The organism is Eubacterium sp. 1001713B170207_170306_E7, from assembly GCF_015547515.1.
GTDB lineage: Bacteria > Bacillota > Clostridia > Eubacteriales > Eubacteriaceae > Eubacterium.
The window spans coordinates 188113-214940 of record NZ_JADMVE010000001.1 but is presented as its reverse complement, the minus strand read 5'-3'; the positions used below and the strand labels follow the sequence as shown (position 1 = coordinate 214940).

At 47.4% G+C, this 26828-nt stretch carries 24 protein-coding genes; 9 read left to right on the top strand and 15 right to left on the bottom strand.

Annotation, left to right across the window (positions count from 1 at the left end):
- Window positions 1-40 precede the first annotated feature (40 nt).
- The gene (locus tag I2B62_RS01110; RefSeq protein WP_195267137.1) at window positions 41-2398 is read right to left on the bottom strand and encodes an ATP-dependent DNA helicase; all 2358 of its coding nucleotides are present in this window, start codon (window positions 2396-2398) and stop codon (window positions 41-43) included.
- Window positions 2399-2515: 117 nt separating this feature from the next.
- On the opposite strand from I2B62_RS01110, the gene I2B62_RS01105 reads away from it, so the two are divergent.
- Both I2B62_RS01105 and I2B62_RS01100 read left to right on the top strand, forming a co-directional pair.
- A complete protein-coding gene (locus tag I2B62_RS01105; RefSeq protein WP_195267136.1) occupies window positions 2516-3190 on the top strand; it encodes a DUF3786 domain-containing protein in 675 nt (224 codons plus the stop codon).
- A gap of 88 nt (window positions 3191-3278) precedes the next feature.
- Window positions 3279-4319, top strand: coding sequence for a YdcF family protein (locus I2B62_RS01100; protein ID WP_195267135.1), 1041 nt, complete (start codon window positions 3279-3281; stop codon window positions 4317-4319).
- A 48-nt stretch (window positions 4320-4367) separates the two neighbouring features.
- Here I2B62_RS01100 and I2B62_RS01095 read toward each other — a convergent pair whose 3' ends face one another.
- The 3 genes from I2B62_RS01095 to I2B62_RS01085 form a co-directional block, all read right to left on the bottom strand.
- A complete protein-coding gene (locus tag I2B62_RS01095) occupies window positions 4368-5750 on the bottom strand; it encodes a sn-glycerol-1-phosphate dehydrogenase (RefSeq protein WP_195267134.1) in 1383 nt (460 codons plus the stop codon).
- Window positions 5751-5857: 107 nt separating this feature from the next.
- On the bottom strand, window positions 5858-6556 hold the full coding sequence (araD, locus tag I2B62_RS01090; protein ID WP_195267133.1) for an L-ribulose-5-phosphate 4-epimerase: 699 nt from the start codon (window positions 6554-6556) through the stop codon (window positions 5858-5860).
- A 182-nt stretch (window positions 6557-6738) separates the two neighbouring features.
- On the bottom strand, window positions 6739-8409 hold the full coding sequence (locus I2B62_RS01085; RefSeq protein WP_195267132.1) for a ribulokinase: 1671 nt from the start codon (window positions 8407-8409) through the stop codon (window positions 6739-6741).
- A gap of 186 nt (window positions 8410-8595) precedes the next feature.
- Between I2B62_RS01085 and I2B62_RS01080 the strand changes: the two genes are divergently transcribed.
- From I2B62_RS01080 to I2B62_RS01070, 3 genes are all read left to right on the top strand, one after another.
- The gene (locus I2B62_RS01080) at window positions 8596-9360 is read left to right on the top strand and encodes a DeoR/GlpR family DNA-binding transcription regulator (protein WP_195267131.1); all 765 of its coding nucleotides are present in this window, start codon (window positions 8596-8598) and stop codon (window positions 9358-9360) included.
- Window positions 9361-9430: 70 nt separating this feature from the next.
- Window positions 9431-10777, top strand: coding sequence for a M20/M25/M40 family metallo-hydrolase (locus I2B62_RS01075; protein ID WP_195267130.1), 1347 nt, complete (start codon window positions 9431-9433; stop codon window positions 10775-10777).
- Window positions 10778-10903: 126 nt separating this feature from the next.
- The gene (locus I2B62_RS01070) at window positions 10904-12034 is read left to right on the top strand and encodes an aldo/keto reductase (protein WP_195267129.1); all 1131 of its coding nucleotides are present in this window, start codon (window positions 10904-10906) and stop codon (window positions 12032-12034) included.
- 61 nt (window positions 12035-12095) lie between these two features.
- Here the strand turns inward: I2B62_RS01070 and I2B62_RS01065 are convergent, their stop codons facing one another.
- The 7 genes from I2B62_RS01065 to I2B62_RS01035 form a co-directional block, all read right to left on the bottom strand.
- Complete coding sequence (locus I2B62_RS01065; RefSeq protein ID WP_195267128.1) at window positions 12096-13247, bottom strand: toxic anion resistance protein; 1152 nt, start codon at window positions 13245-13247, stop codon at window positions 12096-12098.
- A 1-nt stretch (window position 13248) separates the two neighbouring features.
- Window positions 13249-14457, bottom strand: coding sequence for a 5-bromo-4-chloroindolyl phosphate hydrolysis family protein (locus I2B62_RS20755; RefSeq protein WP_195267127.1), 1209 nt, complete (start codon window positions 14455-14457; stop codon window positions 13249-13251).
- A gap of 151 nt (window positions 14458-14608) precedes the next feature.
- Entirely contained in the window at window positions 14609-15325 is a 717-nt protein-coding gene (locus tag I2B62_RS01055; RefSeq protein WP_195267126.1) for a GTP pyrophosphokinase family protein, read from the bottom strand.
- A 121-nt stretch (window positions 15326-15446) separates the two neighbouring features.
- The gene (locus I2B62_RS01050; protein WP_195267125.1) at window positions 15447-16052 is read right to left on the bottom strand and encodes an NAD(P)H-dependent oxidoreductase; all 606 of its coding nucleotides are present in this window, start codon (window positions 16050-16052) and stop codon (window positions 15447-15449) included.
- 6 nt (window positions 16053-16058) lie between these two features.
- Window positions 16059-17009, bottom strand: a complete 951-nt coding sequence (locus tag I2B62_RS01045; protein WP_195267124.1) for a 2-hydroxyacid dehydrogenase — start codon at window positions 17007-17009, stop codon at window positions 16059-16061.
- Between the two features lie 127 nt (window positions 17010-17136).
- Window positions 17137-17814 carry a RecX family transcriptional regulator gene (locus I2B62_RS01040; RefSeq protein WP_195267123.1) on the bottom strand — a complete coding sequence of 226 codons (678 nt, stop codon included), beginning with the start codon at window positions 17812-17814 and terminating at the stop codon, window positions 17137-17139.
- Window positions 17815-17875: 61 nt separating this feature from the next.
- Complete coding sequence (locus I2B62_RS01035) at window positions 17876-19354, bottom strand: M23 family metallopeptidase (protein ID WP_195267122.1); 1479 nt, start codon at window positions 19352-19354, stop codon at window positions 17876-17878.
- Window positions 19355-19555: 201 nt separating this feature from the next.
- Here I2B62_RS01035 and I2B62_RS01030 point away from each other — a divergent pair, with 201 nt between their 5' ends.
- From I2B62_RS01030 to I2B62_RS01020, 3 genes are all read left to right on the top strand, one after another.
- Window positions 19556-20875: an ATP-binding protein gene (locus tag I2B62_RS01030; protein WP_195267121.1), complete on the top strand. Its 1320-nt coding sequence runs from the start codon at window positions 19556-19558 to the stop codon at window positions 20873-20875.
- A gap of 219 nt (window positions 20876-21094) precedes the next feature.
- On the top strand, window positions 21095-21541 hold the full coding sequence (locus tag I2B62_RS01025; protein ID WP_195267120.1) for a DUF6323 family protein: 447 nt from the start codon (window positions 21095-21097) through the stop codon (window positions 21539-21541).
- Window position 21542: 1 nt separating this feature from the next.
- Window positions 21543-22514 carry a DUF6179 domain-containing protein gene (locus I2B62_RS01020; protein ID WP_195267119.1) on the top strand — a complete coding sequence of 324 codons (972 nt, stop codon included), beginning with the start codon at window positions 21543-21545 and terminating at the stop codon, window positions 22512-22514.
- Here I2B62_RS01020 and I2B62_RS01015 read toward each other — a convergent pair.
- Together I2B62_RS01015 and I2B62_RS01010 are read right to left on the bottom strand one after the other, a co-directional pair.
- Window positions 22511-23305, bottom strand: coding sequence for a TIGR03915 family putative DNA repair protein (locus tag I2B62_RS01015; RefSeq protein ID WP_195267118.1), 795 nt, complete (start codon window positions 23303-23305; stop codon window positions 22511-22513). The genes I2B62_RS01020 and I2B62_RS01015 overlap by 4 nt on opposite strands.
- Complete coding sequence (locus I2B62_RS01010; protein WP_195267117.1) at window positions 23290-24600, bottom strand: putative DNA modification/repair radical SAM protein; 1311 nt, start codon at window positions 24598-24600, stop codon at window positions 23290-23292. The genes I2B62_RS01015 and I2B62_RS01010 overlap by 16 nt, the downstream gene beginning before the upstream one ends.
- Window positions 24601-24748: 148 nt before the next feature.
- Here I2B62_RS01010 and I2B62_RS01005 point away from each other — a divergent pair, with 148 nt between their 5' ends.
- Complete coding sequence (locus tag I2B62_RS01005) at window positions 24749-25399, top strand: pentapeptide repeat-containing protein (protein WP_195267116.1); 651 nt, start codon at window positions 24749-24751, stop codon at window positions 25397-25399.
- Between the two features lie 51 nt (window positions 25400-25450).
- On the opposite strand, the gene I2B62_RS01000 is transcribed toward I2B62_RS01005, so the two are convergent.
- A complete protein-coding gene (locus I2B62_RS01000; RefSeq protein ID WP_195267115.1) occupies window positions 25451-25930 on the bottom strand; it encodes a dCMP deaminase family protein in 480 nt (159 codons plus the stop codon).
- Window positions 25927-26823 (bottom strand): L-serine ammonia-lyase, iron-sulfur-dependent, subunit alpha, encoded by an 897-nt coding sequence (sdaAA, locus tag I2B62_RS00995; RefSeq protein WP_195267114.1) that lies wholly within the window; start codon window positions 26821-26823, stop codon window positions 25927-25929. Before sdaAA ends, I2B62_RS01000 begins: the two co-directional genes overlap by 4 nt.
- Between the last annotated feature and the right edge of the window lie 5 nt (window positions 26824-26828).

The window sequence follows — 26828 nt, the reverse complement described above, 5'->3', positions numbered from 1 at the left end:
CCACTGATTTTATCACGGAATATGCGTTTATTTTTATGCTTTATTCACAATCTTTCGTTTGATCCCAAAATTCTCTGGTCTCCCGCCCAACGTCCTGCACACTTCTTACTTTTATATAGTGGGATAAATGCGGCGGGAAGAGCCTGCGATAGCTGCTGCTTGAAAACCGGCTGTCGATAAAGAGCACCATCCCCCGGTCTGCCTCATCCCGGATGACGCGTCCAACGGCCTGAAGAACTTTATTCATGCCTGGAAACTGATAGGCGTAGGCGAAGCCGCTGCCCTGTTTATCATCGTAATAATTCCTTATAATATTGCGCTCATCGCCAATTTGCGGAAGACCCACGCCTACGATAACCGTTCCGATAAGTCGGTCTCCCTTGAGATCGATTCCTTCGGAATAGATACCGCCCATGACGCAGAAACCAATAAGGGTTTCAGGATTTTCGGCGTCGAAAGCTGCCAGAAAGGCTTCTCTTGCGGCTTCGTCCATATCCCGCTCCTGGGCCATGGTCTTGATATCTGGAAAGCACTCCTTAAAAATCTCGAAAACTGCGTTAAGATAAGCATAGGATGGAAAGTAGACCATGTAATTGCCCTTTTTTCCTGCCGCAAAGGCGGCGATCATTTCAGCGATGGGGGCATAGCTCTCTTCTCTGTCCACATAGCGGGTGCTGATGGTATCTGCCAGAAGGATACCAAGCTTTGACGGGTCAAAGGGTGAAGGCAGCTCATAGCGCGGGGTTTCCTCCTCGCCGCCCAGCACTGCGATAAAATATTCCAGAGGGGTAAGGGTGGCTGAAAAGAGGACCGAGGCCTTGCCGCAGGCCAGACGTGCCCTCAGCAGCAGAGCCGGATCCAGGCATACCTGCTTCACGATGACCTCGCTGCCATAGGTGTGGACGGTGGTGATATAGTGCTCATCATAAAACTCGGCGATCTTTAAATAGGTCCGGACCTGAAAATAAAGCTCCAGCACCACGTCGGCCGCTGGGTGGTCCGGGTGCTTTTTCTGCCAGTCCTCACAGGCAAAGCAGAAGAAGCCCAGAAGCTCATTAAAATCTCCAAGCTCCTCTTTGCTGATACGGGACCGGCTGTCCGGGCAGCTTTTCCGCAGGTCGATCATGGCCTGATTCACCTTGTTCAGGGGCTCCTTCAGGCGTTTGTCTGTTTTGGTCAGCTGCCGTTTAAGATTTAGAAAATCTGATTTTCTAAGGGATGCGGAGTACATTTCTCTTGCCCGGTCCACCAGATTGTGGGCCTCATCCACTAGAAAGACGTAATCGCCTTTCTCATCCATGAAAAAGCGTTTCAGGGCGACCAAAGGGTCAAAAAGATAGTTGTAATCACAGATAATGGTGTCACACCAGAGGGTAAGATCCAGCGAGAACTCAAAGGGACACAGATTATTTTCAAGCGCAATGGCCTCAATGGCCTCTCTTGAAAAGACAGTTTCCTGCTGGAGCACCTCGTAGAGCACATCGCTCACACGGTCGAAATAGCCGTCGGCGTAGGGGCAGTCGTCCGGGTTACAGCTGCGTTCGTCCAGAAAGCAGATTTTATCTTTGGCGGTCAGAGTAACAGTCCGAAGCTCCAGGCCCTCTTCCTTCATAAGTGTAAAGGCGTCCACAGCAGCCTGGCGGGTGATGGTTTTGGCCGTCAGGTAAAAAAGCTTTTCTGCCAACCCGCTGCCCAGCGCCTTCACAGAGGGAAAAAGTGTAGATAAGGTTTTTCCAATGCCGGTGGGCGCCTGGCAGAAGAGCTTACCGCTTTTTTTGATGGTGTTAAAAACGGCCACAGCCATCTCTCGCTGGCCTCTGCGGTAGGTTTTATAAGGAAAATCCAAGGTGCGGATGGTTTCGTCCCGCTTTTCAACCCACTGGCGCTGCATCTCCGCCCAGCGGATATAGGCGTCTAACAGGGCAAGGTAGAAATCCTCCAGCTCGATAACGGAAAAGCTTTTACGGAACCGCCGGATCTCTTTTGTATCCACCTGATAGTAGGTGAGCTGAATATCGATGAAGTCAAGCCCCTGCTGGCTGCCGTAAATATAGCCGTAGCACTTGGCCTGGGCCCAGTGCACCGGGCGGCTGTCTTCATCCATGTCCTCCAGGCTTCGGGTGATGGTTTTGATCTCATCAATAACGGTGATACCTTCTTCCTCGAAGATTCCATCCGCCCGGCCCTGTATTTTAAAGGTGAACCCCTTGATGTCTGTGGCCTCGGCCAGGGTAACCTCTGCGCGGTAATGCTCTCCGGCTTCTTTTTGCAGCTTTCTGTGGATACGTGCCCCCTCCGCCGCCCGGTCAAACCCGCCAAAACGGCTGTCAATACTGCCTGAACGCATAATAAATTCTACCAGCTCCCGCACCGAAAGCTCTACCACCTCATAGGCCATGCTCATCCCTCCATTCTCAGTAAAGCTATTGTAGCACAAACCCGCACCAATGTGAAATTGCCTCTGCTGCCTTTGCATGCTATAATGGGCATAACTTACAAAGTGAGGTATCAGACGATGTACGATTATATGAAAAGCAATCCTGAAGAGGGCGCCTACCGCGGTGCCTTTGACGAAAGCCGGCGCAGGCTGCGGGCCCTTGATCCTGTGGCGATCACAAAAAATACTGGCTGCAAATACTATGAAAAAGCGGGTAATTTCACCCTTGACTGCTTTGGACAGCTTCTGACCATCCCCTACCCGGACGGCGATGTGTACTTTGCAGGCACAGCCGAAAAGCCAGATATTAGCTGGCGGCTCATCGCGCTCAATTATTTTTCCCACGCTGTGGAGCTTCCCCTTTCAGGAAGGTGGATTTCTTATAAGGATCAGCCCAGGGGCGCGGTCTTTTATCCGAATATCCGGCAGAATGTCATTGAGCCCATGGGCGTTTTTTATGACCGCTGTGACCCTGACCTCCTGAATGCGGCTCTGCCAGAGATCGGCTTTTCGATTGTCGAGGACAAGGCTGATCTCTGCGCACAGGGATTCTTTGCGCCGCGTATTCCTGCCCGTATCCAGTTCTGGGCCGGCGATGAGGATTTCCCGGGGGCCTTCCAGCTTCTCTTTGACGCTACCATCAGCGAGCAGATGCACATTGAGGACAGCGTGGCCCTCTGCAGCCTGGTGGCTGATCTGATCCAGCAGCAGTACCGGCTAAAACTTAAAAAAGCAGCTGACGACGACCGGTAAATTTTACCGGTCGTTAAAATGTCTGCTTTATTTTCATGAGGGCGGGTATATTTATACTATAAAAATAAATTTCAATCAGGAGAATGCCATGATTTTTTTAATACCTGCCATTATTATTTTCATCCTGTTTTACCGCCTGTACTACAAGCAGAAGCGCCCCATTGCCGGCGGCATTTTGATGACAGTCTTTCTCGCCCTTTTTCTTCTTGGACTTTTCGGCTATGCCTTAATGTCCCCTCTCAACCCGGTTATCTGGGTGATACTTGGAATTGTCGCGCTGGTATTTCTAATGATGCCCCTGCTGCTGCTTTTCTCAAGCATTGCGCTGATGATCAATGGACAGCGAATGGTATCGCGTGAAGGAGCACGGGTCAGTAATCTTTTAACCCTGCTTCTCGGGCTCATTATTCTTGCCGCGCTGTTACTGTTCTACACACTTCCCTTTTTTATGAATGTCAATCCTGTCATTCCACTGATCTATTCCATGCTGGCGATTGTTGTTTTGTTTTTTGGATTTCTGTTTATCAGCTTTGCCAATGCCTCTGCCCTTTACTATTTCAATAAGCCTTCCTACGACGAGGACTTTATTCTGATCCTGGGCTGCCGGGTAATTGACGGTAAGGCCACGCCGCTTCTGGCCAGGCGCCTGGACCGGGCCATTGCCTTTTATGAAAAGCAGGTGGAAACGACTGGAAAAAAGGCAAAATTTGTTGTTTCCGGCGGTAAAGGAACCGGTGAATCTGTTTCGGAGGCCTCTGTGATGAAGGATTACCTTTTATCCAAGGGCTATAGAGAATCGGATATTTTAGTTGAGGATCACTCCCACAACACGAAAGAAAATATGGTTTTTTCCAAGGCGATCATTGACAGGCTTAAGCCGAATGCCCGGGGCGTATTTGTAACCAGCAGTTTTCATGTTCTCCGGGCAAGCCTCTATGCCCGTGACGCTGGTCTTGATTTTACAGGTGTTCCGGCAAAGACAGCGCTTTACTACTTTCCAAACGCTTTCCTCCGGGAATTCATCGGAGTACTCTCAATGAACCGGCAGACCTATGCCATTGTCTTTGCGGCTCTGGCCCTCTGCACCATGGTTCCTCAGCTTGTCTTTTTAAACATGGGTCTTTTATAAAATAAAAAAAAGACAGACGCGATCGTCTGTCCTTTTTTTATTGAAGTTTTATTTCATGTATTTGTCAATAATGTCATCGGCTAATTCTTCCAGAACCCCCATGTCATAGAAGAACTGAAGTGCGGCGTAGCGGTTGCGCAGTTCCTTGGCATACATTAAAATATCCTTAAATTCTTCCTTTGTTACATTGAACTCTGCCGGGCTGGTAAGGCCGTGGAGTGCTTTTAACAGTTCAGGCGCTTTCTGAGTATCTGCCACCACGTCTTCCATCAGGCAGACCAGCTTCGCTTCGTTGTTCTGAATGCTGTCAATACGCTTTTCAACCACTTCAGGATCATTCTGGTATACCTGCTGGTATAGCTTGATCACTTCATCTGCACCCAGTCCAAAGGAACGTTTGATTTCTTTTTCCCATGTGTTGTAGTCAAAGGTTTCTGCGTGCGCGCGTGCTTTGTCATAATCAAAAGGCATGGTCAGGAATTTTGCGTACATATCGCTGACAATACAGGTTGCCATGCCCACACAGGTGCCATGCAGCTGACCGTATTCACCTTTAAAGATGGACTTCATTTCTAGGAAGTGGGAAATATGATGTTCGGAAGCAGACGCAGGTCTGGAGAAGCCGATATAGCTCATGGCAATCCCGATAAGCACCAGGGATTCCATGAGATACTGAAGGGCATCAGAATCTCTGTTCACAAGCCCCGGTACAGTGTCCACACATTTTTTGACAGAGTAGAGAACCAGCTCGCCAACTTCCGGACAATAGTATTCGCCATTGATCAGCTCAGACATTTTCCAGTCGTTAATGGCTAAATATTTACCTAAAACGTCGCCTAAACCGGCTGCGATCATGACATCCGGCGCGGTGGCCAGGATATCGGTATCGCCGATGATGGCATTGGCGCATTCGGCCGAATAGGTGATTTTGAGGTTGTTGTGTACTAAAGGCGAAACGTTGGAGGCATAGCCGTCCATGGATGGGGCGGTTGCAACGATATAGTAAGGCAGGCCAGCATCAAAGGCGACGTAACGGGTTAAGTCGTTTAAAGAGCCCGAGCCAATGGCAATGACCAGCTTGGTATCTGCCGGTAAATGCGCTTTCATTTCTTCGGCATATTTATCTTCTGCGTGCATGCTCTTGTGCGGGAAGATGTATTTTTCGACCGGATAGCCTGCTTCCGCTACCATGCTTTCAACACGTTCACCGGCCACTTCCCAGGTATTTACATCGGCCACGATAAAAATTTTATCGTTTTTACTCAGGGTGCTGCCGTCTTTTAATTTCTGGGTTTCCATAATGCCTGGCAGTCTACCTAAAGCATTTTTGCCGATGGCGATATTTTCGATGCTGGCGATATGTTTTTTGCCGCAGCTGCAATCAAATTCGTGGTTGATCAATTCGTTAATAGATAATTCTTTAAAACTCATGTTTTTCTCCTTTTGATTTTATAATTAGGTTAGATTCAGATATTTAATTTGTTTTTAAGCTTGTTTTTAAAGGAACACAAAACCATAGATTTAGGTTCTCTGGTTCTCTACTTCTGGCCATAATAGGCGTTTTCGCCGTGCTTGCGGTAGAAATGTTTGTTTAAAAGCACATCCTGCATGGGATATGCACCGCCGGCCACCTGCTCGGTATAGAAGGCCATCATGGCCAGCTGGTCTAAAACAACGGCATTGTGCACCGCTTCATGCGGGTCCTTCCCCCAGGTAAATGGGCCGTGGCTTTTAACCAGAACAGCTGGCATATAGTCGGGATTGATGTCCATATCATTGAAGGTTTCGATAATAACCTTACCGGTGTTGAGCTCATAATCCCCTTCAATTTCTGCCTCGGTCATAACGCGGGTGCAGGGAATCGGCCCGTTAAAGTAATCGGCATGGGTGGTTCCGTAAGCGTTGATATCTTTTCCTGCCTGTGCCCAGATGGTCGCCCACTGGGAGTGGGTGTGTACCACACCGCCGATATTGGGAAAATTGCGGTAGAGTTCAAGGTGCGTATCGGTATCGGACGAAGGATTCAGGTCTCCCTCTACCACTTTACCATCTTCCAGCGCGACAATAACCATATCCTCCGGCTTGAGCTTATCGTATTCGACACCGGAGGGCTTAATGGCGATCAGACCTTTTTCTCGGTCAATACCGGATACATTACCCCAGGTAAAGGTAATAAGCTTGTACTCCGGCAGCAGCATATTGGCTTCATAAACTTGCTGTTTCAGTTCTTCTAACATGGTTCCTCCCTAAATTACTAAAATCTTCTGTCGATCTTAAAATGTTCTTTTTGTTACTTTATGTTTTTATAATAGCACATTTCTAACATTTCGTCAATTGTAAATTGCTAAAATTCTCTAAAAACCCAAAGCTTTTAGGACAAAAAAAGTCATTCCTCTGTTTGAGGAATGACTTTTAAGGACTATTTTGCAGCTTCTGCCTTGATGGTTTTCAGACGTTTCATTACGTCGTTTTCGCCACGGCCGAAGTAATCGTGCAGGATGGCGTATTCCGCAAACAGCTGGTCGTATACTTTTGCGTTTTCTTCATTTGGAGTATAAAGAATATCTTTTTCATTTGCCAGAATCTGAGCAGCTTCAAATACAGAGTCGTAGCCGCCTTCTGCAGAACCAGCCGCCACGGAGGCCATAACAGCAGCACCGAGGGCCGGACCGTATTCGGAACCTGCGATACGGATTGTTCTTCTGGTAACATCCGCATAGATCTGCATCATCATGGCATTTTTCATGGCGATCCCGCCGGTTGCATACAGATTATTTACGGTTACACCGCATTTTTCAAAGTTTTCAATGATTTCTCTGGTACCATAAGCCGTTGCTTCGATTAATGCACGGTACATTTCCTCCGGCTTTGTCTGCAGGGTCATACCAAGCATCATACCGGTCAGGTCGTTGTCGAGAAGGACGGAGCGGTTGCCGTTCCACCAGTCAAGCGCGATGAGTCCACTTTCACCGACCGCCATTTTTTCTGCTTTTTCTGTTAACAGCTGATGCAGATTTAAGCCGCGTTTCTTGGCTTCCTGTGCATAGTCTTCCGGAACACAGTTATCCACAAACCACGCGAAGTGATCGCCTACACAGCTCTGTCCGCCTTCGTATCCAAAATAACCTGGCAGAATACCATCTTCAACCACACCAAACACGCCGGGTACAATCTTTTCTTCTTTGGAAATGAGCATATGGCAGGTGGAGGTTCCCATAATCATAAGCATCTGATCCGGGCCAGCCTGTTTCATGGCACCGGGTACGCCAGCGTGAGCGTCGACATTTGCAATGGCCACAGCCGTGCCAACCTTTAAGCCAGTCAGCGCTGCGCCTTTTGTGTCAATTTCGCCTGCTCTGCTGCCGATCGGTGAGATTGGGCAATTCAGTTTTTCTTCGACTACATTCTCAAACTGTGGGTCTAACGCTTTATAAAAATCCTTTGACGGATAACCATCTACCTTATGATATAAAGCCTTATAGCCTGCTGCGCAGGAATTTCTGGTCTGTTTTCCGGTCAGCTGCCAGATTACCCAGTCCCCAGCTTCAATGTAGTAGTCCATGTCTTCATATAATTCATGATCCTCGACACAAATCTGCCACAGACGCGGTGTCATGGATTCAGATGAGGCCTTGCCGCCATAGCGGGCCATAAAGTCTTCGCCGCGCTGTTCTGCGATTTCAGTCAGTCTGTTGGCATAGCTCTGAGCGCCGTGATGCTTCCACATCATAACATAGGCCATTGGGTCGTTCTTATATTTGTCAAGGAAACACATTGGTGTGCCGTCAGCTTTTACCGGCAAGACTGTACATGCTGTAAAGTCAACCCCTACGCCGATAACATCTGCCGGGTCTACCTGTGTGCGTGATAAAACCTCTGGAACCGCGTTCTTGAAAACATCCAGATAATCCTGCGGATGCTGGAGCGCGTAGTCCATTGGCAGCTTTGTGCCATCTGGCAGCTCTCTGTCCATTACCGCATGTGGGTAATTATAAAATGCCGAACCAATTTCTTCCCCTGTTTTTACATTGACCACAACTGCTCTACCGGAGAGCGTACCGAAGTCGATACCGATTACATACTTTGCCATCTTTGTTATTCCTCCTCATGTTTTAAATGAACCTTTAACATGTTCGTTTGGATACTTTATGTTTGTATAATAGCACATTCAATGATGAAAGTCAACCGTTTACCTTTAATCCACTTGCAATTAATCCTAAAATAGTTTATTCTATAGATAAGTGACACAAAAGAGCACATAAAGGAGACATAAACGATGTTAAAAGAACAAAGAGAGGAACAAATTCTGCAACTATTGGAACAACACGGCAGCGTGGAGGTTTCACAGCTCTGTAACCTTTTTGGGGTTACCAAGATGACAATCCGCAGAGACCTTGATAAATTGGAGAATGAAGGAAAGATTTCCAGAACCCATGGCGGTGCTGTTTTAAACAATACCGATATTCTTTTGGAAAAACCGCTTTATGTGCGTTTAAACACAAATATCGAACATAAAGAGCGTATCGCCCAAAGGGCTGCCGCCATGATTACAGACGGCCAGAAAATTTTTCTGAGCTCCGGCACCACTGTCTTTACCCTGGCGCGGCAGCTGGACAATTCCCGGCGCCTGCTCATTGTAACTGACGGCCTCAACACTGCCCTTGAGCTCAGCAAACGCACCAATATTTCCATTATCATCATCGGCGGTGAGCTGCGCAGCAATACCCTGGCAACCACCGGCAGTTTTGCAGAGGGCATGATCCGTGAATTTAAATTTGAAACCGCTTATATCGGCGTAACCAGTGTCGGAACAGACGGTTCTCTGCATCACGGCAGTCTGGTGGAAATCGGACTTTACAAGGTACTGGCGGAAATCTCTAAAAAGCTGGTGATTATGGCTGATTCCGATAAGCTTGGTAAGGATGACTTTGTCTGTGTCGGCAAATTAAAATCCGGAGACACCCTCATTACAGACTCCGATGCAGACCCTGACATTGTAAAGCTGTACCGGGATATGGGGGTTGAGATTATTCTGGCTTAAATTTCGTTTTCGTAATTTCGCAAATATGCTATAATGGTATTAAGTTTATCTTATCAAAGGATGTGAAGCCATGAATACGACCCTTACGCTCAATAAAGCAATCCAGAATCTTTCAGAGGCCATTCAGATAAAAACAATTTCCAACCGGCCCGGTCGTGCGCCGGATTATCAGCCCTTCGATGATTTCATTGTTTTTTTAAGGGAAGCCTATCCCGTTTGCCACGAGCATCTTGAGCATACCCGTGTGAATAATTACGGACTCGTTTATCGCCTGAAGGGTAAAAACCGCGATGCCAGACCTCTGCTTTTTCTGGGGCACTATGACGTTGTCCCTGTCGGCCCGGGCACTGAATCGAAATGGACCTACCCTCCCTTCAGCGGCACCGTTGCCGACGGCTATATCTGGGGGCGCGGTGCACTGGACGATAAGTTTCAAGTTATTGCCCTGTTTGAGGCATTGGAACGCTTTATTACCATGGAGCAGCAGCCTGAGCGCGACGTTTATCTCGCCTTTGGATTTGACGAGGAGGTTGGCGGCAACCTCGGAGCCTCCCGGATCGCTTCTTTTTTTAAGTCACAGAACATTCAATTTGACTGTGTGCTGGATGAAGGCGGTATGTGTATTGAGAACCTCTTTCCGCAGATTAACCGCCCGATGGCAACAGTCGGCGTCGGTGAAAAGGGGCAGGCTAACCTAAAGGTTACCTTCTCACAGAAGGGCGGGCATTCCGCTGTGCCTTCACCGGGCAGTGCCATCCATCAGCTTTCAAAGCTTTTGGTCAGTATTGAGGAGCATCCCATGCCGCCGCACCTTACCGATCCGGTCAAACAGCTGCTCAAAAAAGTCTCACCGGATGTCCACGGCAGAAAACGGCGTTTTTACGATCATATCGAGCTCTTAAAGCCCGCGCTCTATAAAGAGCTTTCAAAGGTTCCCATGACCAATGCCATGATCCGGAGCACCATCGCCCCGACTGTTCTGCAAGGCAGTGATATGGCCAATGTGGTTCCAGGAGAGGCATCCGCTATTTTAAACTGCCGTATGCTGCAGGGCGATAGCGCAGAGGATATGATCCGGCATATCACTAAGCTCTGCGGTAAGAAAAAACCGGATTTTGAAATTTTGATGAACCATCCGCCGTCCGCTTTCTCCGGAACCGACACTCAGGCCTACAGACACCTGGAAGCCTGCATTTCTGTTATCTTCCCTGGCGCAGAAACAACTCCGTCTATTTCACTGGGCGGCACTGATGCGCGGAAGTATGATATTGTGTCAAAAAATATCTATCGTTTTACCCCTGTTCAGGTCACTAAAAGCGAACGTGATGCCATGCACAACATCAATGAACGCATATCCATCGAAAACCTGGGTCGGGCCATTACCTTCTACACAACATTTATTCAAAATTATCAGTAAATAAAAAAGACACAGGGACCTTTAACCTTTGTGTCTTTTTATTTTTGGAATTGTACGAAAACCCCTTGCGGGTTCTCCTTTACAGCGTTATCATAAGAGCAGGCTTACATAAACGAGGAGGAGAGAATGTATAAACGTAATTATCGAAACACGGAAGAGGCCATTTCGATTCTGGGATTTGGCTGTATGCGCCTGCCAAAGCTCAGCCCGGACGGGCCGGAAATCGACGAGGAAGCCGCCCAGGCGCTTTTTGATTATGCCTTTGAGCATGGCGTTAATTATTTTGACACGGCTTTTAACTATCATCAACGTCTGTCTGAGCCTTTTGTGGGCAAGGCTCTGAAAAAGTATCCCCGCGATCAGTTTTATCTCGCCAGCAAGATGCCCGGCTTTCTGGTAAAAGAAGAAAAGGATGTTGACGATATCTTTGAGAAGCAGCTTGAAAACTGCCAAGTGGATTATTTTGACTTTTATCTCTGCCATGCGATCTCAGACGAAAGCTTTAAGGTATATAACGACTGCAACATCATGGAGCACCTGCTGAAGCGCAAAGCCGACGGTCAGATCCGCCATCTGGGCTTTTCTTTTCACGGCTCACCGGAAAAGCTGGAGGAGTTGGTTGAACGTTATGACTGGGATTTTGTCCAGCTTCAGCTAAACTATGTGGACTGGAACATCCAGAACGCTAAACGCCAGTATGAAATTCTGGAAGCACACGGACTCCCCTGTATTGTCATGGAACCGCTGCGAGGCGGTACTCTGGCAGTGCTCTGCGAAGAGGCGGCATCGGCCTTTAAAGAGAGCGATCCTGATAAGAGCCTTGCTTCCTGGGGGCTTCGCTACGCAGCCAGTCTGCCCAATGTCCTTACCGTTCTCAGCGGTATGTCCGCCATGGAACAAGTGGCAGACAACATCAGCACCATGGAAAACTTTAAGCCCTTATCTGAATCTGAACTGGACCTTGTCCATAAAGCCGGCGATATCTTTACTAAAACCAAGACGATCCCCTGCACAGGCTGCCGGTACTGCATGGAATGCCCATCCGGTGTGGAAATACCAGAACTTTTCAAGCTCTACAACGAATATATGCTGGGCGAAGACAAGGCGGACTTTATCAAGGGGTATACTGCTCTCGGCTCAGAAAAGCAGGAAGCACAATGTATTGCCTGCGGCCAGTGTACCGAGCACTGTCCACAGAGCATTGACGTTCCCGAGGCCTTTAAAAAGGTAGCCGCTCTGGCTCAAAAACTTTTATAGCTTAACCTGTACTAAAAAACGACCGTGTGGGCTGATGGCCTGCACGGTCGTTTTGGTCGTTCTATTTTTTTATTTCCAGCAGCTTCTGCTTCAACTCGCTTTCAATTTTCTGCATTTCAACCTCGGCAGCCTGGCGTTTTTCCCGGCCTTCAGCCTGGATTTTCAGGACCTCATCAAAGGTAGAAATCAGCGATTCATTCGTATGCTTCAGCGTTTCAATGTCCACAATACCCCGTTCGGATTCCTTGGCCGTTTCAATGGTTGCCATTTTAAGGGTATCGGCATTTTTCTTGAGAAGCTCATTGGTCATATCCGTAACCTGTCTCTGTGCCTCGGCAGCCTGTCCTGAGTGGACCACCCCCAATGCCAGCACCATCTGGCTCTTCCAGAGCGGAATGGTATTCACGAGTGAAGATTGGATTTTCTCCGCCATCAGAATATCATTATTCTGAACCAGACGGATCTGAGGCGCCATCTGCAGCGAGATCATACGGGTGAGCTCAAGGTCATGGATTTTCTTTTCAAAGCGGTTGCACATGGCAGCCAGGTCGTTGGCGGCCTGAGCGTCCTCTGGTAAACCGCTGGCCTTTGATTTCTCCACCAGTGCGGGTAAATCCTCATTCTGTGTTTTGAGCAGCTTCTTTTTGCCAGCCAAAATGTACATGGATAATTCCTTAAAATAGGTTTTATTGACCTCGTACATTTTATCCAGCATGGCCACATCCTTCATCAGCTGGATCTGGTGGCCCTCTAAAATCTCTGAGATTTTATTGACATTGGTTTCTGCCGTTGCGTATTTTGCCCGCATAGCTGTTATCTTATTGGCGCTTTTTTTAAAGAAACCGAGAAAGCCTTTTTCTTCTTCCTGAACATCAAAGCTTTTGAGCTCTGTAACCATATTGGTAAGCATATTACCAATTTCGCCAAGATCTTTACTCTTAACGCTGTCCAGAGCCGTTTCAGAAAAATCCGCGATTTTTTTCTGCGCTCCCGCACCATACTGCATGATCATATTGGAATTGGTAAGCTCAATCTGCTGCGAGAAGTTCTCTACCATCTGCCGTTCTTCCGGCGTCAGGGTGTTTTCATTAAAGGCGGCGTCCTCTACAGCTACCTCCTTCACCGTCTCTGGCATTGGGGTCGTTACTTCCTCAAAAGGATCAAAGGTCAGGGTTGGCGCAACTGTTTCAAAATCTTTTATTTCATCACTCATTTTACTTTCCTCCAGTGTTAAAGTCTTTTTCTGTCAGGCCCTCCTGGGCCAGCATGGTCTCAAGCACTGTAATATCTGTTGAGATATCCATCGCTTTGTCCTGATAAAAGCTGTCGAGTAGGTTTTCAAAGGCATAATTAATGGTATCCAGCGTTTCCTCAATCTCATGCTTTGCGCTTCGGATATTGTCACCCTGAATAGGCTCAGCATCCATTTCACGATAGGCATTGACCAGTTTTAAGGTCGTTGGCAGGTAATAGCCCATAAATTTGCGGGTTTCAGGCAGCTCGTCTGTATGGTTTTCGACATATTCAAAAATTTTACAGAGTATAATTTCCAAACGGTCAAGCTTCTGCGAAATCACTTCTCCGGAAATAGCTTCATTAGCCTCACGAATCTGATCAATACTCACCTTACCCTCTTCAATGAGCAGGCGCGTTTCCTTCAGAATTGGATTTTGGGCTTCCATTCTCTGCTGACGCTCTACCTGTTCTCTTAAGCGGCGCTCTTCCAGCTCGCGCAGGCGGACGCCCTGCTCGTATTTTTCATAGGCGTCATAGGCTTCATCACTTAACAGAAGATAGGTTTTTTCATCATTGATCCGGCCTTCAGGAAACATACCGGAACGAATCATCTTCAGCAAATCCTTGACGACAAACTTATCGTTTTTATCCACACTGGCCGCAAGCTGTTTGATCGAAATATAGGCCTGACCGTTAAGGGTGCGCACATACTCATAAAACCGCTTCACCCGGCCTCTGGACTTTGTTCCTGTCACGGCCAGAATGATGCAGATAATCAGGAGGGGAATCAACACACCCATGGATATCCCCATCGCAATAAGGCTTCCAGATATGCCCACCGCTATTCCAACAGCGGCAAGAACAAAGGCGCTGAAACCTACGCCGAAATAGCCCAGCACCATCATAATAATACTGGATATTTTACCGGCCGGCGATTTTGCCACCGGTGCGCGCAATGGCCGCTCCACCACCTGCGTCTCTGTTTCTGTTTCTTCTTCATCAATCCTGGCGCTTGTTTCATACCATACGGCTTTTCCTCTCTGCACGCCTTTTTTCACTTCATCCAGCGCGCTGTTCACCGTATTGCTTATATTTTTGTTGAGCTGTTTAAAATCCGTCGAGTTTATGGCTTCTTTCACAATGGATTTAATTTCCTCGCCAAGATTGGAGTAATCATTTTTAGACACTTTTTTCCTCCATAATATTCATGCTGTAAAACAATTATATCCTATAACGCTTAAAATAACAATTGAAATTGCTAAAACAGGCGGTTTGCAAGGTTTTATTAAACAAAAATACAGCCGTCAGAAGCTGGGCAGCTCTCTGGCGGCTGTATTCTTATCGAATCACCTGATTATGGATATCCTGCATTCTCACATCTGTCTCCGCAATGGTATCTGCGCACTCTTTAAGCTCACGGGCGACCGACTCGGGGATATTGGCTGAGTCCACTGCTTTATAACGCAGCTGATGCTCCAGACTGGCCCAAAAGTCCATGGCGATGGTCCGAATCTGTACCTCGACCTTGACCATCTCCTTATGGTCAGAAAAGAATACCGGTACCTTTAAGATCAAATGCAGGCTTCGGTAGCCGTTGGGCTTTGGCTTTTTAATATAATCCGTCACCCGAACCAGCTCAATGTCATCCTGAGCCTTCAAAAGGTTCTTGACGGCATAGATATCCTCGATATACGGGCAAATAATGCGAATCCCCGCGATATCATCCAGATTATCCCTGGCCGACAGGACGCTCAGATCAAAGCCCTTGCGGTCCAGCTTTTCAACAATGCTTTTGGGCGATTTTACTCTGGACTGAATGGTGTGGATCGGGTTGCGCTCGTGGGTGGACTGAAACTCATCATTCAGAATTTCAAGCTTTGTGCGCACCTCCTTAATCGCCGCTGAAAAGGTGTTTTCCAGATCATATAATTCCTTGATTAAAGCCTGAGCCACCTCGTAGGGATCATTGGTATCGTTTCCAACAAATACCTCCGCCTCAACCTTTTTTAGTATATCCACCATGGGGGTCTTCTCGGTTATTTTTGTATTTAGCATACTATCTCTCCTGTTGTGATTATAAAGCAATCTCAATAACAAACTCTATTTTAATATGCTTCGCTTAATTTTTCATAAAATAAATTAAAAAGCAGACGCTTTTTTCGCATCTGCTTTTATTCTACCATTCTTTTGAGAAGGCTTCAACCTCTAAACAGGCATTCTTGACAATCTCCTGTACCTTATCTGGCCGTTCCTCCATACCCTGAGCATAAATCACCGAGACATCCTCAATTCCACACAGGCCAAGAATCCCCTTCAGCCAGTCTACGCCATAGCAATGCATTATGCGGTTGTCCGTATTGCAGGTGCCGCCGCTGGCCAGCAGAATCAGGGCTTTTTTATTCTCCAGCATGCCGACCGGCCCTTCCTCTGTATAACGGAAGCTTTTGCCCGCACGCATGACGGCCAGAGAATAGCTGACCATCTTTGGCGGTACGGTCAGGTTCCAGTGCGGCAGGGCAAAGACAGTTCTGTCTGCCGTCATAAATTCTTCGCAGAGTGCATCGATTTCCGAATAAGCGCTTTTGTTTTCACCGGACTGCCCATTAAAATAAGCGATCAGCTCCTCATCAATTTCTGGAAGTTCCAGGCGGCTGAGATCAATACGCTTAAGATGATCCTCAGGATGTGCTTCCTGATAATTTTTCATAAAAATTTCTGCCAGTTTACAGCTGACGGATGCCTCCGCCAGCGGACTGGCTGTTATAACTAGTATCTTCTCCATTTTTACCTACACCCTATTCTGTGGATTGCCCTCAAGCCAGCAGCGAATATTATCAAACACGATGACTGCGCGCTTATACAAGGATTCTTTTGTAGCGTATGCCACATGTGGTGTGAGGACGGTGTTGGGCGCGCTTAAAAGCGGATAATCCTTTGGCAGCGGCGGTTCTTCCTCGTAAACATCAATACCTGCGCCAGCTACTCTTCCTTCCTTCAATGCGTCTGCCAGGGCTTCATTGTCGATAACGCCCCCCCTTGACGTATTGATGATTATGGCTTCTGGCTTCATAAGCGCCAGCATATCCCGGCTGATGAGCCCCTGTGTTTCCGGACTCACCGGAATGTGGAGGGTGACAATATCGCTCTGCTTAAGCAGTTCCTCTAAATCCATATACTTGATGCCCATCTCCAGCCCTTCCGAGCGCACGGTCCGGCTGTAGGCCAAAAGCTCACAGCCAAAGGCTTTTCCAATTTCTGCCACCTTCAGCCCAATGGCGCCGGTTCCCACAATTCCAAGCTTTTTGCCGCAGAGCTCATAGCCGATCAGGCCGCCGATGGTTCCGCCATTACGGGTTTCATGGTCACAGGTCACAATATAGCGGTAGACATCAATCATCAGGCCAAAAGCCAGCTCGGCCACCGCGTTGGTGGAATAGCCTGCCGCATTGCATAGGATAATGCCTCTCTCCTGACAGGCGGCAACATCTACATGGTCAATCCCTGTAAAAGCAATATCCACCAGCTTCAGGTTTTTGCAGGCGTCAATGACCTCTTTGCCAAAGGGCTGGTTGGCCAATACGACAGCATCGGCATCCTTTACCCGTTCAATCAGCTTTTCTGTGTTGGTTTCCCGGTTCTCATAAGCAATAAACTCGTGCCCGTCCGCACGGAGCAGCATGCTCAATGTCTGCAATGCATCATCCGTGATGCCGAGAGGTTCCATTATTACAATTTTCATCGCTCGTTGCCTCCGAATCCTTATTTAATCCTAATAAGCTTATTATAATACAAACGCGCATGCTTTTTAAGGATAAATTTACACCAATAACCAAAATTCTTTGTGCACCTGATGTCTAAGCAGATAATTATTCGTCTTCTTCTGTCATTATTCGTATCTGATCATAACGGTATCCCCGGCTCATCAAATTTCGTGTAACCCGCTGCTTCAGTTCTCTGCCTGTATAGCCTTTGTTTTCCTGCATTCTGCGGTATTTTTCGTAGTAACGCCGCAGTTCCGCCATCTGGGTTTCCAGCAGCGCCTCCGTTTCTTCGTCTGTCAGATTCTCCGTCTCATCCTCAGGCAGATTCGCCTCGATCACTTCCCGGATGACCTCATTGGGAAACCCCTTCCTCTGCAAAAAGGTATAGATTTTACTCCTGCGCTTTTGATAGTTTTCCCGGCTGTACTGACGGGCCGCTTTTTCAAACTGCTTTTCGCAGCATATTCGCTCCTGCTCTGGCGTATAAAGCTCGTCTAGACTGGCGATCAGCTCCTGGGGGATTCCCCGCTTTTTTAAATCATAGCGCATCTTCACCCTGCCCCAGAAATTAAAATGGAGATTGTTGTAACAGTAATTTTTCACGTAAGCGGTATCATCGACAAAGGCATATTGCACGAGCTTTGCCATGACCTCAGCGATCACACGCTCACTGTATTCCTTCTTTTCCAGATAGTCGACCATTTCCTTTTCCGTCCGGTTCTTAAAGGAAAGATAGTTCAGGCTTTGGTCGTAAGCTTTCTGAACGGTTTTAGGATCACTCATAGGATTTCCTTTCCACTAAAAAAACTGCCGGCTGATTCCGGCAGTTTTATTTTAACAAATTTTAGACATATGCGCCAGACGAAACAGGGATATAATCCTGAATAAGCTGGGCAACACCACCGATCTTTACTTCAAAATGAAGATGATTGGCTGTTGAGGATCCGGTAGAGCCGGTTCCCCCGATGTATTCTCCCTGACCAACTGTCTGACCAACACTGACATCAATACTGCTCAAATGGCCGTACAGGGTTGAATAGCCACCCTCATGCTGTATTTCAATGCAGTTTCCGTAACCGCCAAAGCTTGACGCGCGCGTTACTGTTCCAGCCGCCGAGGCATAGACCGGGGTACCGTAGCCGTTCAAAATATCCACAGCACAGCCATTGGAGTGATTACTTGATCCGCCGCCCGGACGTCCTATCTCACCCACAAGACCGCTGGTCGGGATCAGAAACTGTCCGCTGCCGCTGATGGAGCCTCTGGATACAGGCGCAGACGCCGCTTCCTTTGTCCCCACACGCTTAACTGCCTTGACCGGTTCCTTGGTCATATTCTCTGCTTTAACTTCCTTGCCGACTTCCTGACCGTTTTCATAGGTGAAAACAGCATCGACATCCTTCTGTCCATTCTCACCCTTTTGTACTTCCTCCTCTTCACCAGTTATCAGCTCATCGGTAAGCTGTTCCTCTGTCTCAAAGGGGATTTCTTCCTGATACTGCTTTTCGACAACGGTAACCACTGTCAGTACCGGAGCCTTCTGTGTTGTGTTCAGGATATCGCCCTCCTTCAGGGCATTCAGGTCTTTATCGGCGTTCATAGCTGCCAGACGGTCAACCGTTGTTCCACGGTTGGCTGCAATGAGGTTTCCATCGGTTTCTCCCGGCTGAACTGTGCTCTGGGCCGTAATCTCATTTCCCTCTTTAAGATACGACATGGTGGCTTCATAATTTCTGGCGTCGGGTACTTCCACATTTTGTTCGTCAATGGCGACATTCTGCTTGAGCTCAGAGCTCAAAACTGTCGCGCCCTCTACCTGAGCGTATTGCTGTTTAAAATCATTCAACGCCTTTTCTGCTGTCTCCTTAGAGTCGGTCTGGATGGCGGCCTTTCCATCAATCACAATGGCAGCACCTTTCAGCTTAACATCAACTCCAGCCTTGTAAATCGTCTCGGCACACTGGTCCACATCAAGCTTTTCTCCCACAGTACGGGCTGGCTTGAGCTTAATATCATCTGCGATAAAAACATTTTCATTGCCGTATTCCTGAGAAAGCTTTTGCTGCAGCTCCCCAATGGCATTGTCAAAGGTATCTGGATCTTTAACATAGCCAATGCTCTGCCCATTGTACAGCACCTCATAGGCTGTTGTCTGGGCATGGGCTATACCGGTTCCGGCGCAGACCATAAAGGCGGTCACCACAATGGCGGAAGCCCTGGCTGTAAAAATCCGCTTTCCAATTTTATCGTTAAACTTATCCAGCCTTGCGTTAATTTTTTCTTCAACAGAACTCAGTTTATCTCCGAATTTTGAGGTTTTCAATTTATATTTTCTCCTTAAATTAGCGCTAAAACATGTTGTTAGCTAAATTTTAACATAAACGTAAATTTTTCTCAAGATTTTTGTGACTTTTTCGTTACAAAAAGGACGAATCTTTAAGATTTTTGTTTTTTAGTCCCATCCCGCATCCGCTTATGCTATAATAGAATACAAAATACAATTTACTATTGAGGTGAATAAAATATGATAACTGAAAGCCCTGATAACATAAATAATGTGATTGCGTCAGATATTTTTAACACGCTTTCCTTTTATCGTCCCGTTCTGGAGCACCCGATCCTCAAGGATTTTCTGGTTCTCTCGAAAGCCTATGAATCCGGCTTAAAGGGTATCGAATACAGGCAGGAATACCTGGACACCTACTATCACTTAAAATCCCTGATGCTGAGCTATTCCTTTAATAAAAGCGAGGATACCAACTATGCAAAAACGCCCTGGAAGGATTTTCTGATCACACAGATTGTTGGAAACGAAAACCCTCTGACCCTTCTTTTTGAGAGAGGCCCCGTCACCAAGCAGCATCCCTTTGCCAAAAGCATGTATCATGAGTTTGAAATTTTCATGAAGCTCTATCATTTTGACTGGGATACCTTTTTAAAGGAAACAACCCTTGACGACACCAATATCTTTTCCGCCCATATCTTTTTCCCGGTTCCGCCCTGTGATGAAATTGACCTGGCCTTTTCAACCAAGGACATTGACAAAGCCTTTGCTGCCACCAACGAATATATTAACCATCACGGTCTTGGTATTTTTGAGATTAATGTCAGCTTCAAAATTGTGGACGGCGGGCGGCTGTCCCCCATCACCAATCAAAAGTACAAGCCAATGGATTCCCTGGTTGGCTACGACATGCAGAAAAAAGAGCTCATTGCCAATACCGCCTCCTTTATCAATAATTATACCGGCCTGAACGTGCTGCTCCAGGGCGATATGGGCACCGGCAAGTCCACCATGGTTAAAGCCTTGCTGGACACCTTTAAAGATACCAAGCTCAAAATGGTGGAAATAAAAAAAGACCAGCTGGAATATATTCCTTCGGTCATCGAATACGTTAAAAAGCGCCCTTACCCGTTCATTCTTTTTATCGACGATCTCTCCTTTGACGAGGATGATGCCGACTATAAAATTTTCAAAAACGTCATGGAGGGCTCGTTGGAAGAAAATCCGCAGAATGTGCTCATTTATGCTACCTCCAATAAACGTCATCTGGTGACTGAAACCATGTCTGAACGTGATAACGCCGTCCATACCAAGGATGTTATGGAGGAAAAGCTTTCCCTCTCAAGCCGATTTGGTCTGGTCCTTACCTTTGAGGTTCCCAATCAGAAGGGCTACCTTTCCATGGTTCTCGAACTCGCAAAGGAAGCCGGCATCCATATGCCCACGGCAAGGATCGAATCTCTGGCCATTCAGTGGGAGCTGCGGCATCTCAACCGTTCCGGCCGTACTGCCGAACAATTCATCGATTATTTGAAAATCAATTCCTTCACTGAGGATTAACCTTTAAAAAGCTGCTGCAGGCACTCTGCAGCGGCTTTCTGTAACTTTCGACGACCGGTAAATTTTGCCGGTCATCTTTTTTTCCGAAAAAAAGAAAAAACATTGACAGCGCCGCGCGATCAATGTTATACTAGTGTTTGCGTTCAAATTATTTATCTTGACTAATTTTATAATTATATCACATATCGGTTTTTTTGTCAATAGGCAAGGAGGATATTTATGAAGAATTTTCAGATTGCACTGCTGAATTCTGGTACTCTGGACATTATTGAAAAAGAAAATGCCCTTCTCCGTACCAATGATGACGCCGCTAATTACGGCCTTTCCCTCACCCCCGACGAAGCCCATGAGCTGACGCTTCACAATGCCAACGAGCTTAAAAGCCATGGACGTGTAGAAATCGGCCAGGGCATACTGCCAAAAATTATCCGCGCAGTCTGCCATTCCCAAAATCTCTGGACCGAAAATTATGCACAAATTCTGGAAGAGCTGGTTGATGCCTTCTATATTATTAAAGAAGATACTCTGGACCGTATCAGCGACGACTGTATTATCGAGCATCTGGCCAATGCTCTGGACCGTGGATTGACAAATGCCGAAGATATCCTGATGGATCAACAAATTGACGCACTTTGCAGAAGCAAATTATACAAACAGGAGATTTAGAATGAAACAAATGGAGCCCGTTAGCACACTAAAAATCAAGAATTTAGACCCTGCCGAGTACACAAAGACTCTGCTTTATGAGGGAGTCCGCATTGGAATGATTAATAAAAACAACCTTGAAACCTTTCAGAAACATCTCAGCGCACTGCTCACAAGGCAGATCAGCCAGTATACTCAGGGTGGAAGCTCAGTAAAAACTGAGATTGCAGGCGTCCTGACCGATGGTATTTTTTACTGCATTGACACCATTTTATCCCAATACGAAACCCCTGAAGAAGCCCTGGAAAAGCTTCAAAGCTCAACCCTTCCAAGTCTTTTTACCGAAGGGCTGACTCAGATCAAACAGGAAATTAACCAGTCAAAGCTGCTTTATAACCGTCTCAGGGGAAACCGCCTGAAGGTGGACGTCTATGCTTACAACACCACCATTGACGATATCCCTCTATTCTTCAGGGATTATAATCCAGAATTCAAGGCAACCGAAACCCCCGGGATGTTAGAGTACCTTCCCTGCTACTACCGGAAAAATCTTTCCGGTATCCATTATATGAAAGAGATCATCCATAATCTTTATCTCGAAAACCATTTTTGTAATCAGTTTGACCAGGATGAAATCATGACGCTTTTAAACCAGTTCGCAGCCAATGTCGGTTATCCAAGCAGGGACCTAACGGAAAATATTTTTGGTCTGGTGCTCAGTAATGCCATCGCCCGCAAACTCATAGGCAATGACAGTGATTCAATCATCCTGACAGAACCGGAAGCTCTGTCTCTGGCCGAACAGTTTGAAGGACAGCCCCGTAAAAAATGTAAGGAAGCCGTCAGTCAGGCCATCTCTGCCATCATCGTCGAAAAAGGTCTGCGCTGGCCCTCACTTAAGACCTATCTGGGCAAGTGTCAAGATAAAACCGTTGCCGGCTTATACCGCTCGGTCAAGCAGGAGACGATCCGTTCCTTTCTGGCTGTCCGTTAAACTCCGCTCAAGCGCTTTTTTTCACCTGATGTGCCAACGCGCTCAGGCTGGTGCTCAACCGTATGGGACCAATAACGTTTTGGCATATGCGTCATCTGGCATTTAGGATTAAAACGCTGCTTAATACCGATGGTTTTGTAAAAGCGCTGCCACAGCTGCTGAAAAAGAAGCTCCTCTTCAGCAGCCTCCGGCAGTGTAAAATCCTCAATCGGCACAAGTATCCACTCATAGGGATGATAGATAAGGGCCGAGTGGTGGACCTCGTCATAGATCATGAAAGTTTCTCCGTTATAACGGTCACTGAAATGCTCAGCCAAAAGAGGAAGCACCCAGTTTTTAGGCGCAATTACCGAGACGAGTGTCTTGTTGTATTCTCCAAACCGGATAAATCCGCGAAGGAGATGTGCTTCGTTTTTAAGGTGCTTTACCGCCTTGTGGAGCTCATGGACATCCGGATCGGCAAGACAGTCAATAATCCCTCCTCCCACGCGGTAACCTTTACGGATAAAACGATACATCAGCATTTCTTTTTTAGGGTGGCAGGTCAAAAAGCCGCATTTTATAAAATCGGCCGCATCCGGAGACATTTTAATATCAAACGAACAGAAAACCCTGTCGGCATGCTCGCGGTTTGTTTCAATTTCCTTAACAGGATAAAGAAAAAACTGTTCAAAGGTGTCCGGTACAATGTCGACAGGCGTTTCTTTTTTCATATAGCTTTCAAAAACACAGCACAAAAACCCCTCAAAAGTGCCGTCATAAAGATAAACCGGCTTCATTGCGTCAGACATTTTAAAACCTCCCTGTGCAGCACAGGTGACTGATCTTTGTCAAAGAAGGACAGCTGTTCATATTTCCGCTCAATTAAATCGCGCTGTCCCTGCTCTGAAATCAAGGCTCTCAGCACACCGTCCGGCGTCACCTTAAGCCCCTCAACCATTTTTCCATTGCACAGAATAAAATACTGAGCCCGCTTTAAAACCACACCGATTTTACGCAGTCCCACAAAATCCAGTCTTCCCATCCGCCGCGCCTGAATAATGCGCATGGTGCTTTTGACCCCAATACCCGGCACCCTCAAAAGCATCTCTCTGGAGGCGGTGTTTACCTCAATGGGAAACTGGTCCAGATGAGCCAGCGCCCAACTGCATTTTGGATCGACCAGTGGGTTGAAATTCGGGTGCTCGGCATCCAGCAGCTCAGCTGCGTGAAAGCCGTAAAACCGAAGCAGCCAATCCGCCTGGTACAGCCGGTGCTCCCGTAAAAGCGGCGGTTTGGTATCGAGGGCCGGGAGCAGCTTATTCTCGGATACAGGCACATAGGCTGAAAAAAATACACGTTTAAGGGAATATTTCTGATAAAGGCCTTCTGTCAGGTTTAATATTTTGTAGTCTGTGTCCGGTGTTGCGCCAATGATCATCTGCGTGCTCTGGCCGGCCGGCACAAATTTGGGCGTATGCCGGTATTTAACTACATCATAGCTGTTTTCTTCTATCTTGCTGGTAATCATCCCCATGGGCTTAAAGATGGCTTTTTTTGTCTTATCCGGCGCCAGCCTTTTCAGGCCCTCCTCCGACGGAAGCTCGATATTAATGCTCATCCGGTCTGCCAGATAGCCCAGCTCTGTTAAAAGTCTCTGGTCTGCCCCTGGTATGGCCTTTACATGGATGTAGCCGTTAAAATTATATTCATCTCCTCTCAAAAGCGCCAGGGTCTCAATCATCCTCTCACAGGTATAATCCGGATTTTTAATGACCGAAGAACTCAGAAAAAGGCCTTCAATATAGTTTCTCCGGTAAAAGCCAATGGTCAGATCCGCCAGCTCCCTTGGGGTAAACACAGCGCGCTCGACGTCCTGAGAAATCCTGTTCACGCAATATTTACAGTCGTACACACATACATTTGTCATCAGCACCTTCAAAAGGGAAATACAGCGGCCATCCAGTGCAAAGCTATGGCAGATCCCGTCTGCCACTGTGTTTCCCAGTGCGCCTTTCTTCCCCTTCCGCTTTACCCCGCTGGAGGTACAGGCCACATCAAATTTCGCAGCGTCGGTTAGGATTTCCAATTTTTCTAATAATTCCATTTCAAGCCCTCATCTCTTCAAATATCCGTTCTTTCTTTAAATTAGTATAAAACATTCGATCTATTTAGTCAATAGAAAAAGAACGGATTTTCTATTTAATTCCAAACTGAGTTATGCTATAATGAATCATCACGAAAGGAGTGTCCCTATGCGCTTACAACCACCGGCTTTTCCTGACCCGTTAAAGCCCTGCGATGACCTGCTTACCATTATTTATGACTGCCTTGACAAGGAAGAGGATATTGAAAGCTTTGAATTCAGCGATACTGGTCTTGAAGCTTTTCATCAGTCTAAGCTCGAATTCCATCACTGTCAGTTTAAAAACTGCCAGTTCCAGTCCTCCAGCCTGACCCATACCTTTTTTGCCGATGTCCTCTTTACTGGCTGCGACTTATCCAATCTCAACCTCAGTGATTCCACCTTTCATCGAGTCATTTTTAAAAACTGCAAGCTGCTTGGCACAGATTTTAATGCCTGTATTCTGGAGGAATGCCATTTTACAGAGTGCCTTGGAAATTTTATGAATTTTTCCACCAGCAAAACCAAGCACGTTCTGTTTGAAAATTGCCCGCTTCAAAATGTCAGCCTTCAAGACTGCAAGCTTAAAAACACCCACTTTCAGCAGTGCGACCTCACTGAAGCCGATTTTCTCCATACACCTCTAAAGGGTATGGATTTTACAAGTGATACCCTGAGCCGGATCACAGTTTCAGGCAGCCAGGAACTGCGTGGCGCTGTTGTGAACCTCTTTCAGGCCGCCGAGCTGGCAAAGCTTTTGGGCGTTGTTATCAAAGAATAGGCGATGGTAAAAAAATAAGCTGCCGGAAGAATCCGGCAGCTTATTTCAGCTTTACAACTCAATAACAACCTTTTTATGCTTGGCCTCATAGGCCTCATAAACAATTCCAACCATATCAAACATTTTTTTGGAGGCGATGACCGCATCGGTGTCCGCGTATTTATCTTCCATATAGATAACCTTTTGGATTCCCGACTGTATAATGGCCTTTGCACACTCGTTACAGGGAAAAAGCGTCGCGTATAGAGTTGCCCCCTTTAATGAACGGCCTCCATTGTTCAAAATGGCGTTAAATTCGGCATGACAGACGTAGAGATACTTTGTTTCAAGAGGTGCCCCCTCCCGCTCCCAGGGCATATCATCATCGTGGCAGCCTGTAGGCATTCCGTTATAGCCCATGGTTAAAATTTTGTTGTCCGGGCTTACAATACATGCGCCCACCTGTGTTCCGGGGTCCTTGCTTCTTTTTGCAGCCAGCAGGGCGATCCCCATGAAATATTCATCCCAGGATAAATAATCTTCTCTTTTCATTTTTCTTCCTCCTCATCCTGTCCTTTAAAAATCTTCCGGCACAGCGCGCAGCCGGTGGGCGTTGCGGCCATCCCTCCAAGGGCTGTCTCCCGCAGCTCCGGCGGCAGCCGCCTTCCGACCTGCAGCATGGCGCTGACGGCCTCGTCGAAGGGCACCAGGTTTTTGATGCCGCTCAGGGCGATCTCTGCACTGATGATGGCGTTGGACGCTCCGATGGCGTTCCGCTTCTGGCAGGGTGCTTCTACTAACCCTGCGATGGGGTCACAGACCAGGCCCAGCAGGTTTGAAAGGGCGTTGGCGGCGGCGCTCAGGCACATCTGCGGGGTGCCGCCAAAGAGCTCGGTCAATGCGCTGGCGGCCATGGCGCTGGCGGCGCCGACTTCGGCCTGGCAGCCGCCCTCGGCTCCGGCAACGGTTGCGTTCCGTGAGATAATATAGCCGATGGCTCCGGCGTTAAACAGGGCGTTCTCCATATCGGCGTCGCTGAAGTGGTGTTCTTCCTGAACGGCCATGAGCACGCCGGGCAGCACGCCGGAGGAGCCGGCTGTAGGGGCGGCGACGATGAGTCCCATGGAGGCGTTGACTTCAAGTACGCCCATGGCGTAGATGATGGCTTTGGCGGTCAGGGGGCCGCTGATGCTGCTGCCTGCCTTTCGGCGCGCGTTGAGCTTCTGTGCTTCTCCGCCGATAAGGCCGCCGACGGAGGTCCGCTTTTCTTCAAGCGATGTTCGGACTGCGTCTTTCATGATTTCCCAGGCATGACGCATCCGGGCTTTTGTTTCTTCTGGGGTGTTTTCCAGATGGGTGGTTTCTCTTCTGAACATTGCCTCTGAAATCGGGCACTGGTGGCGGTGACAGGTTTTTAACAGGGTGCTTCCGTTGGTAAAATTCATGGCTT